Consider the following 15,992-nt stretch of genomic DNA (forward strand, 5'->3'; position numbering starts at 1 on the left):
GATTATACACACATGATAGCTGAGCGAAGCCTTCTTATTCTAGGAAATCTTTCAAGCGTTTGCTACGACTTGGATGACGAAGCTTACGCAATGCTTTAGCTTCGATTTGACGGATACGCTCTCTGGTTACGCCGAATACCCGGCCAACTTCTTCCAGTGTTCTTGTTCTTCCGTCATCAAGTCCGAAACGCAAACGAAGCACATTCTCTTCTCGATCAGTCAATGTATCCAGTACATCTTCCAACTGTTCTTTCAGCAGTTCATACGCTGCATGATCAGAAGGAGAAGTTGCTTCCTGATCCTCGATAAAGTCTCCAAGATGAGAATCATCTTCTTCACCAATTGGTGTTTCTAGAGATACAGGTTCTTGAGCAATCTTCAAGATTTCACGTACTTTTTCTGGTGTAAGTTCCATCTCTTCTCCAATTTCTTCAGGAGATGGCTCACGCCCTAGATCCTGTAGGAGCTGACGCTGTACACGGATCAGTTTATTGATTGTTTCCACCATATGCACAGGGATACGAATTGTACGCGCTTGGTCAGCAATTGCACGAGTGATTGCCTGACGGATCCACCAAGTAGCATACGTACTGAATTTGAAGCCTTTACGGTAGTCAAATTTTTCAACTGCTTTAATAAGTCCCATGTTACCTTCCTGGATTAAATCCAAGAACAGCATGCCGCGACCTACATAACGCTTTGCAATACTAACTACAAGTCGCAAGTTCGCTTCCGCCAATCGGCGTTTTGCTACTTCATCTCCAGCTTCGATACGTTCAGCCAGCGCAATTTCCTCTTTTGCTGACAATAAATCGACGCGGCCGATTTCTTTCAAGTACATGCGCACAGGGTCATTAATCTTGATGCCTAGTGGTACACTAAGGTCATTCAAGTCAAATTCTTCCTCTTTCGCAATTTGTTTCATATTCGGGTCCTGGTCGGATTCACCAATCACTTCCACATTTTGTTCGTTCAAGTGCTCGTAGATTTCATCCATCTGATCGGAATCCAATTCAAAGCTAGCAAGACGCTCACTTACCTCTTCATAAGCGAGGACTCCACGCTTTTTACCCATTTCAACAAGGAGTTCTTTTGCTTGCTCCAATGTCATTTCAGTCTCGTTCACTTTAGAACCTGCTGGCTTATTCTCTGCCATAAGTCCTCCTCCTTCCAAAACATCAAGCTATCTATTGTTACAGAGAACTTTTTAAAGTTCTACGTATTTCCATGATCTTCATGGCTATCTGTGCTGCCCGAATCGGATCATTTTCCTGTTCGGCTTGCCTCTGTTCCGCCAGCAACTGGCTAATATCTGTCTTATTCACTTGCTCGCGCTTAATGGTGCGGATATAGTCGCCGATCTCCTGATCACTTATATCCTCGACCACCGGCAGCATGGCTGTTTGGATGACCAGCTGCTGCAAGGAAGGGTCCTCCAATGATGATACGAATTGGCTCACATCCGCATCATTGCCTTCTTCATAAAAAGCGTACAGATGGGTAGCAATCACCTGGACTTGATCCGATATGAACGAAGCCCCTATCTCTTCCTGAACCTTATCCGCAATTGCCGCTGTTCTAAGCATATGCGCCAAGAGTTGTTTTTCTGCCGTTTGAAAAGCAGTTGGTATTTTTTTTTCGTAATGACGGGATTGCTGCTTTGGAGTTGGCGCTTTAGCCGAGTTGCTGACTCCTCTCTTGCTTTCCCGTTTGCGGAGTCTGGGTTCAAGATCGGAGACAAGCGTATCCATGGAAAGATCCATTGCGTTCGACAGCTCCCGCAAATAGTGTTCCCGTTCTACAGAGCTTTCAATCTGCGCAATCTCATCCAATACTTTTTCTACATACTGCAGGCGATCTCCTTCAAGTGAAAGGTTGTAGTCCTGCTTTAAGTAGTGCATCATGAAGGACATAGCCGTCAGGGCAGCATCAATGATGGATCGTTTGAATTTTTCTGCTCCATGCTCACGGATGTAATCATCTGGATCCAGACCGTCCCGGAGCATTGCAACTCGTACATGATTACCGTTCTTTTGCAGGATTTGTAATGCACGATAAGTCGCTTCAAAACCTGCCTTATCGCCGTCATAGCAAATGACTACCTGTTCCGCATACCGCTTCAAAAGCCTTGCTTGGGTCTCTGTTAGAGATGTTCCAAGCGTCGCAACCCCGTTTCTCACACCCGCCTGATGCGCTGCAATTACATCATTATATCCTTCGAATACAACAACCTGGCCAGACTTGCGGATCTCACTTCTTGCCAAATCGAAATTGAACAGCATTCTTCCTTTTTGGAAAAGCTCGCTTTCGGAACTGTTCAAGTACTTTGGTTCCTGACCTCCGCCTAGTGTACGGCCGCCAAAGCCAACTGTCTTACCGAGATGGTTCCGTATCGGAAAAATAACCCGCCCGCGGAAGCGATCCTGAGGCTTATTTTCTTTATCGGATGAAAACAGCCCCGTATGCAGCAATTCCTGCGGCTTGTACCCTTTTCCTTCAAGGAATTTCACAGTAAAATCTCTGCTGTTCGGTGCAAAGCCAAGCTGGAAGGTGTCAATCGTCTCATCAGTCAAACCACGACCGAGGAGATATTCATAACCAGTCTTACCTTCTTTCGTATTGCGCAGCAAGTTATGGTAGAGCTTAACAACCCACTCATTCGCCTCAAGCGCAGTCTGGTCTTCACGGGATTGCCCGCGTTCCTGCTGCTCTGCTACGGAAGCTGGCACTTCTGTTCCGCTTCTTTCGGCGAGTTTTTGAACCGACCGGGAGAAGGAAAGACCTTCCAATTCCATTAGGAAAGTAAATACATTTCCTCCTTTTCCACAGCCAAAACAATGAAAAATCTGTTTTTCCTGGGTCACGGAGAATGATGGAGATTTTTCACCATGGAAAGGACAAAGTCCGAAGTAGTTCCGGCCTTGTTTCTTTAATTGGACATGCTCGCCTATCACATCGACAATATCATTTGATTTGCGGACTTCCTCGACTATTTCTTCTGGTATTGCACCAGCCATTCCACATCACCAACCTATATAATTCAACAACTTTCGTCTGATTCCTGCATTTTTCGACAAAAAGACGAAAAAATAGTAAGGAATCTTCTTCTATCGGCAGCTGTCAGCTTGGAAGGTCCCTTAATTCGTTTGCCCTGTCGTTGATTTTGGATTCGCATGTGCTTTCTTAGCAGTATCTCATCGGCATCTTCCTCCGTAATCAGCTCTCCGCGAGGTGTGATGACTGTTACGTCCTTAGCTGTGAGTAAGGTAGCCAATGCAAGATCTTGCGTTACAACACAAGCTCCAGGCGTAATGTGATTCAGAATGTACCAATCCACTGCCTGATCCACAGGATCAAGAACCACCCAGGAGTCATCTGAATCACTGCTCAAATGATTAATTGTGGTTACGAATCGGACAGGAACGTGATAGGCTGCACATGCAGAAACAATCTCCTGCTTGACAGGACAGCTATCTGCATCCACATAGACAATAGGGTTATGTGATTTCATGTCTCACTAATTCTACAATAAAATGCGGAATCCTTCCTTTTTCGTAAAATTTTTATAAAGCTTTTTACCTCAAGGGTTACCATTTAAACATATTTAATACTAACAACATTTTTTCACAAAAACTAATTATAATACAAAGTATTTAAAAAAGCCATTATTTTAACTGGCATTCAGGATGCCTTGGAATGCTTCAGCAGACTGCTGTTCTTCGGTAATTTACCGAAGAACAACGAAGCAAAAGGCACATAGCGATGAAAAAGATAGATGATTAAGAAACAAACTCCCATTACAGCAAGATAGCGCAGCAGTATCTGGACATGAAATAAATAGTTGCTGTATGCAGGTATTGTTCTTGTCACATAATCCAGAATGAGCGGATGCAGCAGATAGTAACCAAAGGAATAGCTCGCAATTTGCTGTAATCTGGCTAGTGTCGATGTCGAAAGCTTGTCTGCAACAGATTCAGCAATCCGGAAAATGCTGTAACAGCCTGTTATAAGGAAAACATAATTCACACTCTCATACAGAATGTTGTTCCACTCGAAGACACCTAAAGTTCCAGAAAGGTAATAATAAATCGCGATGGCTGATCCTGCTATGCCACTGGTCAGCAGCCATCCCCAGGTAGACCAGCGTTTGCTTTTAGCTTTTTCCCTGTCATAATGTATGCCTATCCATCCGCCGAGCAATAAAGTACCCATCAATTGCAGGAATAAAGGAAACGGGCTGAACGGCAGATAGGTCTGCAGGGCAAAGTAGCTAAGCTGCAGTAAGCCCCCGAACACAAACATATATTTTCTGAAGATGGATACTTTATGGTCCAGCCAAACCAGCAAAGGCAGTACTAAGTAAATTTGGACAATAAGAAATATAAAGTGCAGCTGATAATAGCTTTCTCCAAAAAATATCCGCTTGGCAATTGCTGCTGGCTGGAGATCTCCAAAACCGAGAATTGCCTTGTGCAGCTCGTATATAATTGCCCAAATGATGTAAGGAATCAGGATGAAGCTGACACGCTTTTTGTAGTAGTCTTTCCATAATGACTTTGTCAGTTTTTTGTGTTTGTATTGATAAAAGAAAACCAGGCCGGTAATTGCTATGAACAAGCCTGCTTCTATCCGAATGATCCGGTTAAGAAAATGATATTTTTCGTACGCATCGCCTGCAAACGGCAGAACAGTAGCATACGTGCCTGTCACATGGACGAGCACGACAAGTGACATTGCCAAGAGCCTCATCAAATAAATAGATTGGATCTGCTGTTGTCTTTTCATGTTAGGTCTCCTTGTAGACATCATTTTACGAAATAGAAGAGGCAACAACAGATTATCTGCTGTCACCTCTTCTGTTCTTAATCGTAAAGATTCTACCGAAGGACCGTCAACATGATAAACAGAATCTTAACACTAACTTTGTACTAACTTAATCCTGTTGATTGCGAACAGTCAAGATACTATTGGCAGTTTCTTCAACTGCTTTATTGGAAACATCAATCACACGACAGCCAATTCGTTCGGCAATCTTATCAAAATGTTCCAGTTCATGATTGATCCGGTCGATATTGGCATAGCTCGCTTGATCCCCAAGACCAAGCGCTTTTAGACGTTCCTTACGGATATCATTAAGCTTCTCAGGACTGATGCGAAGACCTATGCATTTGGAAGGATCCACTTGGAAAAGTTCCCGAGGCGGATCTACTTCCGGAACAATCGGGACATTGGCGACTTTTAGACGTTTATGCGCCAGATACTGGGATAATGGTGTTTTGGATGTGCGCGATACACCAATAAGTACAATATCAGCCCGGGCAATACCGCGTGGATCACGCCCATCGTCGTAGCGGACCGCAAATTCAATCGCTTCGATTCTTCGGAAATAATCTTCATCCAGACGATGGACAAGGCCTGGCTGCAGTTTTGGCTTCTGATGGAACATATCTGCCATCGCATCCATAAGCGGCCCCATCAAGTCGATGCAAGGTATACCTTGTCTTTGCGCTTCACTTGTAAGGAAAGCCCGGAAATCCGGATTGACCATTGTGAAGGCAATGATTGATGGACGTTCGCTTGCTTGCTTAAGTGTTTCTTCCAATATAGATGTGTTCTCTACATAAGGAACACGTTGTAAAGCAAACGGCTCTTCCAAATTGTACTGACTTAATGCTGCTTTTACAACGAGCTCTGCTGTTTCCCCTACAGAATCTGATACAACATAGACGATTGGTTTCTCCATCGGTTCCCCTCCTGGATATATTTACATAAGTTCATTTCGAGCAAGTTCTACGAAGGCCTTTGTGATCGTTGTCTTTGTAATACGCCCAACTACTTTTGCGCCTGCCTCATTTGATCTTTCTATGACCGGCAGACTGTCGATTTGTTTATCTATCAACCGATTGGCCGCTTCCACCAACAATTCATCCGGATAACAAACAGCAACATTTGGCATCCTCGTCATAATGATGTGAACTGGAATATCCTGTAGCACCTGATTGCCGATACTTGCTCGCAGTAAATCCTTACGAGAAACGACTCCGACGAGATTATTGTCTTGATCAACTGCAAAAAGTGTTCCGACATCACTAAGGAACATTGCGCTGATCGCATCGTAAGCTGAATCGTCCTCTTTGACGACAATCGGCATCGATTGGAAGGTCTCCACCTTATATTTCATCAGTTTTTCTGTAATGATCTCTGAACCTGTCTTACCTGTATAGAAGTAACCAACACGCGGTCTTGCATCCAGGAAACCTACCATTGTAAGAATCGCCAAATCAGGACGCAAAGTCGCCCGTGTCAGACTAAGCCGTTCCGCGATCTGTTCACCTGTTATCGGACCCGCTTCTTTCACTATCGCGATAATCTGCTGTTGTCTTTTAGACAAATCCATGTTCATCACCTCTATCCAAGAACTGCCCTCATTGGACCTGTTTCCACTGTACTTTTGTTACATCTGCATAGCTGAGAATCAGTGCAGCCAATTGGTTCAATAATGATAAGCGGTTCGTTTTTAATTTTTCATCCTCTGCCATGACCATTGTGTGGTCGAAGAATGCATGGATAGTGTCAGTGAACGCTGCCAACGTATCCAAAGCTTCTTTTGCTTGACGGTTGCTTGCAGCCTCCATATAAGCTGTTTTATTTTGGTTGAGCATGTTGTAGAGCTGCTTTTCGTATTCATTTTCGAACAATGCTTCTTCTACCCCATGATCTGCACCTTTTTTAGCAAGGTTAATGACGCGTCCCAATGCTTCCTGAACTGGTTTGAAGTTCTCATCTTGACGCAATACTTGCATTGTTTTCGCTTTAGCAAGTGTATACGGATAGTTACCGATTTGTACAGAAAGAACTGCTTCCACTACATCATGAGAGATGCCTTCTTCTTTCAGCAATTGAGAAGCACGCTGTTTGAAGAAATTGCGAATATCATCTGTATACTTATCTCTTTCAACTGTCGGCAATGCTTGTTGCTCGAACAATTCAACTGCTCGATTGACGATTTCCTCTACTGTGATCTGCCAGTCTGTCTTCAGCAGCATTTGGATAATACCAATTGCCTGACGACGTAAACCATAAGGATCTTGGGAACCAGTCGGAACGTTGCCGATAACCATGCTTCCTACGATTGTGTCCAGTTTGTCGGCAATACTGACAATTGTACCTTCTACAGATTCAGGCAGCGCTCCATGGGAGGAAAGCGGCATATACTGTTCGCGAATTGCTTGGGCCACACTGTCAGATTCGCCGAAGTGGCGTGCATATTTCTCACCCATAATACCTTGTAATTCAGTGAATTCGTTTACCATATTTGTCACAAGGTCAAACTTGGCTATGCTTGCTGCGCGCTCTGCTCGAGCAGCAGTTTCCTGATCGATAACTGCAGCTTCACTAATCATCTTCGCAATCTTCGTCACACGGCCCACTTTATCCTGCAAGGTTCCAAGTTCCACTTGATAAACCATTTTAGACAGTTTTTCTTGTGCTTTCTCTATCGGCTGCGCTTTATCCTCAGCATAGAAGAATTCTGCATCTTGGAGTCTGGCACGAAGCACCTTCTCGTTACCGCGGGCAACGTTTTCCAAGTGATCGCTGTTACCGTTACGCACACCGATGAAATGTGGCAGCAGCTGACCAGAAGGGTCTGTTACTGGGAAGTAACGCTGATGTTCTTTCATGCTCGTAATCAGCACCTCTTGCGGCAGATCCAGGAAGCTGGCAGCAAAATCACCATGGAATACAGTTGGGTATTCCACCAAATACAGCACTTCCTCTAAAAGATCTTCATCGATCGGAATATGCCAGCCGTTCACTGTTTCCAATTGACGAATACCATCAATGATCATCTGTTGACGTTTCTTCTGGTCTACGATGACAAATTGCTCTTCCAGTACAGAAGCATATGCAGCAGGATTATCGATTGTAGCCGTTTTTCCAAGAAAGCGATGTCCATAAGTAAGATTTGAAGATTCTGTTCCCGCTATCTCCATTGGAATGACAGATTCATCGTACAATGCAACGATCCAGCGAATCGGTCGTGCATAACGCAAGTTGCCGGATCCCCAACGCATATTCTTCGGAAAATGCAAGCTGAGCAGCACATCTTTGAATGATGGAAGCAAGTCTACTGCGTGCTGACCTTTGACAAACTTTTTCACATAAATATATTCAGTGCCATCCACATCTTTCGTGTAGATATCCTCAACTGCAGCACCTTGACCGCGCGTAAAACCTTGCGCTGCCTTCGACCATTGTCCTGCTTCATCTTTTGCAATTCGAAGTGCAGGTCCTTTTACTTCCTCTTCAATATCAGGCTGCTTGTCGGAAAGGGAAAGAATTGTAACAGCAACACGTCTCGGTGTAGCTTGTACAAGTACCTTTTCGAAGGAGAGGCCCAGCTCATTCAGCCATGCTGTCGTTTTGGATTCCAACTGCTCAATAGTGCCGGGCAAAAACCGCGCCGGCATTTCCTCTAAACCAATTTCAAAAAGTACATCCTTATTCTGCATGCTCATCCGCTCCTTCTTTCAGCATTGGGAAACCAAGTCGTTCCCGTTCTGCTACATAGCTCTTCGCAATTGATCTTGCCAAATTCCGCACTCTGCCGATATAACCAGTTCGCTCAGTAACTGAGATGGCGCCTTTGGCATCGAGCAAGTTAAATGTGTGGGAACATTTTAGCACGTAATCATACGCAGGGAAGACGAGTCCTTCATCCATGATTCGTTTCGCTTCTTTTTCGTACATATCAAACAGTTGGAACAGCATGTCTGTATCAGATTCTTTGAACGTATACGTGCTATGCTCAAATTCCGGCTGCTTGAAGATATCCGCTACAGTAACGCCATCTGTCCATTCAAGCTCGAAAACATTTTCTTTATCTTGGATGTAAGAAGCAAGTCGTTCCAGACCATATGTAATCTCTACAGAAACGGGTTTTGCTTCCAAACCGCCGATTTGCTGGAAATAGGTGAACTGTGTTATTTCCATACCATCAAGCCAAACCTCCCAGCCAAGTCCAGCAGCACCAAGTGTCGGGTTCTCCCAGTTATCCTCAACAAATCGGATATCATGCTTCAATGGATCAATGCCCAGTTTGCGAAGTGATTCCAAATAAAGTTCCTGGATGTTGTCTGGTGAAGGCTTCATGATCACCTGGAATTGATGATGCTGGTATAAACGGTTTGGGTTTTCCCCGTAGCGGCCATCGGCTGGTCGGCGAGAAGGCTCTACATAGGCCACATTCCACGGCTCAGGACCAAGACTGCGCAATAAAGTCATAGGGCTCATTGTTCCTGCCCCTTTTTCTACATCATACGCTTGCATCAATAGACAGCCTTGGTCTGACCAATGCTTCTGTAACGTCAAAATCATATTTTGGATATTCATCGGATTCCCTCCATCTTCTTTTCATCAACGTCAGGATGGACAAAGAAAAATCCCGTCCCTATGCTGCCTAAACAGCATAGGGACGGGATTACCGCGGTTCCACCCTAATTGCTCCCAAATGGAAGCCACTCTTTTTTCCTTTTGCTCCAAAGTGCCTTCTCCGTCTTCCTTTGTTCTGGCTCACACTATCCCAGATTCGCTATGCAAAGTACCGGACGGATACTACTCTTCTTCAACGCAAGCCGTCGATTTTGTAACTATCATACTAAAATGCCATACTAATTGTCAACAAACCTTTATTGAAGTTTATCCAATTGCGCAAGGAACTTCTTGCTTTTCAGGAAATACCCTCCGTACCGGTCATAATAAGTATCAAGCAGCTCGTTTAAAAGCCGTTTCGTTTCTGGCTTAACTGAAATATTGCCGATCCTGGAGATATCAATACTTGAAAATAGCTGCAATAGCTTTGTAACTTTCTCTGATAATACATATGCATCTGGATCGAGATGCATACAGCGTCTGCAAAGCATACCGCCTTCTGGTACGGAAAACCGGTAAGGCAGCTCCGTATTTCCGCAGTTAACGCATTGATGCACTGTTGGTGCGAAACCGCCACGACGGAACATCTTTAATTCATAGATTATGCGCAAAACGTCCGCATCTTTTCCATCATTGATCCATTCCATCACTTGAAGCAGCTGACGGAATAATTCAGGGTCAGGCTTATTATTATCTGACAGCTTATCTGTCATTTCTGCTATATAGGACGCATAAGCTGTTTTGACGATATCTTCACGGATTGACCTGAAGCTTTGAAGAGGTTCTCCTTGCTGCATGGCTCCCATACCGGAACCAATCTGTACTAGGAATGATCCAAAGATGAATGGCTGTGCGATGGCAGCCATCCTGCTTTTCGGTTTCTTTGCACCTCTGGCCATCACGGCGATCTTACCGCGATCCTCCGTGAAGATTGTTATGATCTTATGTGTTTCCCCATAATCCTGTGTGCGCAGGATTATTCCTTCTACATTTTGGAGCAACGCTCTCTCCCCACTCCTGTTACTTACATTTTAGATTGAAGTCTATAACTTGGGAGCTCAATAATGTTATCTCGCTCCGGAGGTATTAGTGAATTGTACATTGTTTCAATTTCTTTCATCAATAAGTAGGTTTCGATACTCCCGGTCTTGCTAAAGATTTGCCAATGGAAATCAATCACAGGAAGTCCACCTTTCTATGCTTTTTTTAAGAAATGAACATACAAAACATTCTCCTAGTTAGGATGACACCTACTCCTCAATCCATGTGCTTTAAATATTACCAGGTATCAATATTCTTCACGGCTGAAACCGTAATCATTGAGTTGCGCCTGCTTATTTCGCCAATCAGGCTGCACTTTAACCCAAAGCTCGAGAAACACCTTACTGCCAAGCAACATCTCTATATCTCTACGCGCCAGCTTCCCGACTTGTTTGAGCATACTGCCCTGTTTGCCGATAATGATTCCTTTTTGGGATTTACGTTCCGTGATAATTGTCGCCTGGATAAATACCTTCTCCGTCGTACTATGGCGATTCTCGATTGCTTCGATGACAACTGCAATAGAATGTGGTATTTCCTCCCGCGTCAAATGCAGTACCTTCTCGCGAATTAGCTCACTTACAACGAAGCGCTCCGGGTGATCCGTCACTTGGTCTTCCGGGTAATATTGTGGTCCCTCTGGCAGATAGCCTTTTAATGTTTCAAGTAAATGCGCCGTATTATTGCCTTCCAGCGCACTGATTGGAACAATTTCAGTGAAGTCCAACTTGTCCTTATACAGCTCGATAAGTTCGAGCAGCTTATCCGGATGAATCTTATCAATTTTATTCAAGACTAAGAAAACCGGGCCTTCGACTCTCTGCAGACGTTCGAGGATAAATTGATCCCCTCTGCCATAGCCCTCTTCTGCATTGACCATGAACATGACAGCGTCTACTTCATTCATTGTATTCTCTGCAGTCTTCACCATGAAATCTCCGAGCTTATGCTTCGGTTTGTGAATACCAGGCGTATCAATAAAGATGAACTGTGCATCATCCTGTGTTAGTACTCCTTGTATCCGATTACGCGTTGTCTGCGGCTTATCACTCATAATAGAGATCTTCTGACCGACAAAACGATTTAATAAAGTTGATTTCCCAACATTCGGTCGCCCGATGATGGAAATGAAACCTGAATGAAATTCTTTCTGCATGCTGTTATATTCCTCCAAGTACTAGTACGACAAAAACATCAAGTACTATAAAATGTTGTATCTCTATCTTACTACAAATCCCCCGCCACTTCATCCATTCGACAAAAGGGGTTAAAAAAATCAAAAGCGGAGGGAACCGCTAAGAAACGAAGTGATAAGCAAGGCAGCCCAGAGTGGGTGTTCTTACCACGGCGGGATCCTTTGCTTACACGCAGTTTCTGGTTCCCGCAGCTAGACGACCAATCAAAAGGGGAGGGAACCGCTAAGAAACGAAGTGGTAAGCAAGGGAGCCCAGAGTGGGTGTTCTTACCACGGCGGGATTCATTGCTTACAACGCAGTTTCTGGTCTTTGGAGCTAGACGGCTAACCAAACCAAGAAAAAAACCGCCCATCTACATGGACGGTTTTCCTCACAATACAGAAATGATTTCTGGAACGAAAACGACCAACCCGACACAAATAGCAGTGATGGCTGCAATGAGGACAGCACCTGCTGCAATATCTTTGATGAGACCTGCTGCCCTGCTTTGCTCAGGCGAAAGATGGTCCATCATGAGCTCGACGACTGTATTGATCATTTCCGTCACAATGACGAACCCAATACTTAAAATGACAGCCGCCCATTCTGCCGGATCGATTCGAAAAATCACACCTGTTGTTAGGGCAATTATTGCTGCGATCGTATGGATGCGGAAGTTCCTCTCCTCAAGGAAAGTCCAGCGTATCCCATTCCACGCATAGCGAAATCCGATGCCGTATTTAGTTTTCTTCCCGTTTGAGTCCGAAGCCATTCAAAATCTCCTCTTGTCGACCGAACATCTTCTTCTCATCTGCCTCATTCATATGATCATATCCTAAGAGATGCAGGAAGCCATGCAGAGCTAGGAAACCAAGCTCTCTCTCTACGCTATGCTCATACTCTTCTGCCTGTTCCTTAGCTTTGTCGACAGAGATAATGATATCACCGTAGACAATTGGGATTTCTTCTCCGATGATTTGCTGTTCCCCTTCCCCTTCTTCTTGCATGGCGAAGGATATGACGTCTGTCGGCGCATCCTTTTGTCGATAATTACGGTTGATTATCTGTATTTCAGTATTGTCCACAAAAGTGATGGACATCTCCGCTTCCTCTGTTATTTCTTCTGCATCTGCTGCGTATTGTATCAGCCGATCAATTAGATCAACGTAATCTGCTGTCACGCTATTTGTTTTATCATGAAAATCAATATGCATTAGTTTGCCTCCTTCACTTTTTCTTCATCCGGGTATTCGATACGGGAATGAAATATTCCCGTAAGAGCCTGACAAATTGCTTCTTTGATTACTTGCAAATCCTGCAAAGTCAACGGCGCACAATCCAGTTGTCCATCCATTAGCTTATCCTTGATGATACTGTCTACCAAGCTGCTGATTTTTTCCTGAGTCGGCTCTTTCATGGAACGAACCGCCGCTTCCACAGAATCACAAATCGATAGGACAGCTGCCTCTTGCGTAGACGGCTTTGGACCAGGATAACGATAAGTTTCTTCCTTTACTTCTTTATTATATTCCTTTTCCTTGTAGTAAAAAAACTTCAAAAGCGATGTGCCATGATGCTGTTTGGCCATATCAACAATTTCTTTTGGAAAATGGTTATTTTGCAGCATTTGTGCTCCATCATATGGATGGCGGATGATGATTTCTGCACTTTGCCGCGGTGATAGTTTGTCATGCGGATTGTTTCGACCCATTTGGTTCTCAATGAAAAGCTGCGGCTGCCGTGTTTTGCCGAGATCATGGTAATATGCACCGACTCTGGCGAGCAGGCCGTCTGCTCCGATTGCTTCGCATGCAGCTTCACACAAATTTGCTACCATGATGCTGTGATGATATGTCCCAGGTGCATCAGTAAGGATTTTTTTCAGAAGTGGATGGTTTGGTTTCGATAATTCCAAAAGCTTCGTTTCGGAAAGTACACCAAATCCAGCTTCGACAAACGGCAAAATACCGGCTACAAGTATGACTGTCAATATAGCAGACAAAACGGCAAAACCAACATAAAGTAACACCGCTTCCCAAGCATATTTCTCGAATGCAAAGAATAAGAATAACAATACACTAATTACTTGCACACTTGCCAGCAAAAGCAGCGCTTTTGCCATCGCCGTCTTATCCTTAACATTACGAATCGAATAGACAGCTGCGAGCTGGGCGAACAAGAAGTAAAGTGTTGCCTCCATATTCAAAGATCCAGGTATTTCATCATTCAAGATGATTCCAGCCAATATACTGTACACGATTGCATATCCGATAGCGAACCGCTCGCTAAGCAGATACCGGAATAAAACTGCCGCAAATGCAGCAGGAAGCAGCAAATAATAATGCTGATCTGTTGTTCCAAGGGCACTAATTAACTTTAATAACAGAACCGACATACAAGTAAGCAAAAACGAAAACATCAGGACAGACTTACTCGGTCTAGTCTGTTTTTTTAATGTATGTATTGTTTCATATGCCAAAATACCGACTAAGAGAGCCATAAATAGCACTAGACCAACAAGTGGCAGGACATTCCTTGTATTGTTTAGAAGACCTACGAGCTTCAGTTCTTCGTAAACATCGTTCGTGATTGTCTGGCCTTCCTGAACGATGATCTGGCCTGCACGAATCATGACAGGTGCCACGCTCTGCTGGGCTTCTGCTCTTGCTGAAGCTGTATCCTGCGCGTCAAAGGATGCATTCTGAACGATGGCAAAGCTAGTCAGTGAACGGAGCGCTTGCTTAGCATTAGCGGATACATCCGCATAACCGATTCTTTCTCCCATCTCTTCCTGCGTCTGCTGTACTTCATCGCGCTTAATTCCATCTTCAAGAAATCCAGTCATGGTATCGACAAATACTTTTTCACTGATTTCCCTTTCGCCTGTTGGAATTTGAAGCAGCTGTTCCAGCTGTCTATCCGTTAAATCTTCCTTAACAGATTCAGAAAGCAGGTCCTTGACTGACTCGACCCTTTGATCGATAGGTTGATCGGCATTATCTGCTTGTTCGATTGCAGAGAAAATCTCTTCTACTGCATCTGTCTTCGCTTCGGTAATTTCAGATGATACTGTGTAACGGTCATCTATTTGCTGGCTGGCTTCCTGCCTTTGTCTTTCTGTTTGGGCCTCATTCTCGATCGTAATCGGCGAACGAATCGTTTCATTTGCTGCATCATAAATCTGGACGTCATAATTCTTCGTCGTCACATTGGAAGCAGTCGTAATGAAGAAGAAGCACCCTAGCAATACTGCTCCTATCAGGATGAATGCACGTTCGCCAGCTCCAGAATTCTTTTTAAACAGGTCCGTGAACTTCTTTCTAGCCACGCTCCACCCTCCTATCCGCCTGAACCGAAAAAGACCCGAAGTCGGGCCCTGTCCTTTTTACTCTGATTCGTATGCTTCGATAATCCGCTGCACGAGCGGGTGGCGCACTACATCTGTTTGTTTTAAGTAAGTGAAATAGATACCTTTTACATTACTCAGCTTTGTTTCAATAGAACGCAGACCAGATAGGGCACCTTTTGGCAAGTCGATCTGCGTCAAATCGCCGGTGATGACCATCTTGGACCCGAAACCGAGTCTGGTAAGAAACATCTTCATCTGTGCGTTTGTCGTGTTCTGTGCTTCGTCTAGGATAACAAAAGCATCATCCAGTGTACGCCCGCGCATATAAGCAAGCGGAGCGATCTCAATCGTACCACGCTCAATTAAGCGGGTCGTCTGTTCTAAACCGAGAACATCATGTAAGGCGTCGTATAACGGTCGTAAATACGGATCCACCTTTTCCTTCAAGTCACCAGGCAGGAATCCGAGGCTTTCGCCCGCTTCCACTGCTGGCCGTGTTAGGATGATGCGTTTGACGATACCTTTTTTCAAAGCATTAACAGCCATAACGACTGCCAGATACGTTTTACCTGTACCAGCAGGTCCGATACCGAAAACTAAGTCATTGGACTTGATACCATTGATATAATTCCGCTGACCAAGCGTTTTGACCCGGATTGATTTACCTTTTGCATTTTTCGTTATTTCATCGTCAAATAATGTTTCGAATTGATCCAACTTATCTTTTTTGGCTAATTCAATAGCGTATACCACATCACGTTCTCCGATTGGAATGCCGCGTCGAATGACAGCAGCCAACGCTTGCAGCAGCTCCTCTGTAGTTCGGACATCTTCTTCTGGACCAGTTACGCGAACTTCTTCACCTCGTGTAACAATGGATACACGGAAATGTTCTTCAATCTGCTTTAGATTGCGATCTTCCGTGCCGAACAGAGCTAATGTTTCATTGGTATCTTTTAATTGCAGATTCACACGTTTTACGTCTTCAGGCATAA

15 protein-coding genes are annotated in these 15,992 nt (G+C 44.3%); all 15 read right to left on the reverse strand.

The window, feature by feature from the left end:
* Window positions 1-34: 34 nt before the first annotated feature.
* Window positions 35-1,156, reverse strand: a complete 1,122-nt coding sequence (gene rpoD / locus CHH58_RS05460) for an RNA polymerase sigma factor RpoD (protein WP_038561388.1) — start codon at window positions 1,154-1,156, stop codon at window positions 35-37.
* Between the two features lie 37 nt (window positions 1,157-1,193).
* Entirely contained in the window at window positions 1,194-3,017 is a 1,824-nt protein-coding gene (gene dnaG, locus CHH58_RS05465; protein WP_095262147.1) for a DNA primase, read from the reverse strand.
* A 23-nt stretch (window positions 3,018-3,040) separates the two neighbouring features.
* Window positions 3,041-3,511, reverse strand: a complete 471-nt coding sequence (locus tag CHH58_RS05470; protein WP_095226899.1) for a YaiI/YqxD family protein — start codon at window positions 3,509-3,511, stop codon at window positions 3,041-3,043.
* 170 nt (window positions 3,512-3,681) lie between these two features.
* Complete coding sequence (locus CHH58_RS05475) at window positions 3,682-4,785, reverse strand: acyltransferase (protein WP_095260705.1); 1,104 nt, start codon at window positions 4,783-4,785, stop codon at window positions 3,682-3,684.
* A 148-nt stretch (window positions 4,786-4,933) separates the two neighbouring features.
* The gene (locus CHH58_RS05480; RefSeq protein ID WP_095226897.1) at window positions 4,934-5,743 is read right to left on the reverse strand and encodes a pyruvate, water dikinase regulatory protein; all 810 of its coding nucleotides are present in this window, start codon (window positions 5,741-5,743) and stop codon (window positions 4,934-4,936) included.
* A 21-nt stretch (window positions 5,744-5,764) separates the two neighbouring features.
* A complete protein-coding gene (locus CHH58_RS05485) occupies window positions 5,765-6,397 on the reverse strand; it encodes a helix-turn-helix transcriptional regulator (RefSeq protein WP_095226896.1) in 633 nt (210 codons plus the stop codon).
* Window positions 6,398-6,425: 28 nt separating this feature from the next.
* Window positions 6,426-8,513, reverse strand: a complete 2,088-nt coding sequence (gene glyS, locus CHH58_RS05490) for a glycine--tRNA ligase subunit beta (RefSeq protein ID WP_095262148.1) — start codon at window positions 8,511-8,513, stop codon at window positions 6,426-6,428.
* Window positions 8,503-9,393, reverse strand: a complete 891-nt coding sequence (gene glyQ, locus CHH58_RS05495; protein ID WP_095218124.1) for a glycine--tRNA ligase subunit alpha — start codon at window positions 9,391-9,393, stop codon at window positions 8,503-8,505. Before glyQ ends, glyS begins: the two co-directional genes overlap by 11 nt.
* Before the next feature lie 296 nt (window positions 9,394-9,689).
* Window positions 9,690-10,433: a DNA repair protein RecO gene (gene recO / locus CHH58_RS05500; RefSeq protein WP_095232858.1), complete on the reverse strand. Its 744-nt coding sequence runs from the start codon at window positions 10,431-10,433 to the stop codon at window positions 9,690-9,692.
* A 23-nt stretch (window positions 10,434-10,456) separates the two neighbouring features.
* A complete protein-coding gene (locus CHH58_RS18900) occupies window positions 10,457-10,612 on the reverse strand; it encodes a YqzL family protein (RefSeq protein ID WP_095218126.1) in 156 nt (51 codons plus the stop codon).
* A gap of 108 nt (window positions 10,613-10,720) precedes the next feature.
* On the reverse strand, window positions 10,721-11,629 hold the full coding sequence (gene era / locus CHH58_RS05510; RefSeq protein ID WP_095226892.1) for a GTPase Era: 909 nt from the start codon (window positions 11,627-11,629) through the stop codon (window positions 10,721-10,723).
* 410 nt (window positions 11,630-12,039) lie between these two features.
* Window positions 12,040-12,420, reverse strand: coding sequence for a diacylglycerol kinase family protein (locus CHH58_RS05515; RefSeq protein WP_095226891.1), 381 nt, complete (start codon window positions 12,418-12,420; stop codon window positions 12,040-12,042).
* Window positions 12,389-12,862: an rRNA maturation RNase YbeY gene (gene ybeY / locus CHH58_RS05520; RefSeq protein WP_095226890.1), complete on the reverse strand. Its 474-nt coding sequence runs from the start codon at window positions 12,860-12,862 to the stop codon at window positions 12,389-12,391. The genes CHH58_RS05515 and ybeY overlap by 32 nt, the downstream gene beginning before the upstream one ends.
* Window positions 12,862-14,976, reverse strand: coding sequence for an HD family phosphohydrolase (locus CHH58_RS05525; protein WP_095262149.1), 2,115 nt, complete (start codon window positions 14,974-14,976; stop codon window positions 12,862-12,864). Before CHH58_RS05525 ends, ybeY begins: the two co-directional genes overlap by 1 nt.
* A gap of 57 nt (window positions 14,977-15,033) precedes the next feature.
* Window positions 15,034-15,990 carry a PhoH family protein gene (locus CHH58_RS05530; protein ID WP_095226888.1) on the reverse strand — a complete coding sequence of 319 codons (957 nt, stop codon included), beginning with the start codon at window positions 15,988-15,990 and terminating at the stop codon, window positions 15,034-15,036.
* Window positions 15,991-15,992 lie beyond the last annotated feature (2 nt).

Source organism: Terribacillus saccharophilus (assembly GCF_002272745.1).
GTDB classification, from domain to species: domain Bacteria; phylum Bacillota; class Bacilli; order Bacillales; family Amphibacillaceae; genus Terribacillus; species Terribacillus saccharophilus_B.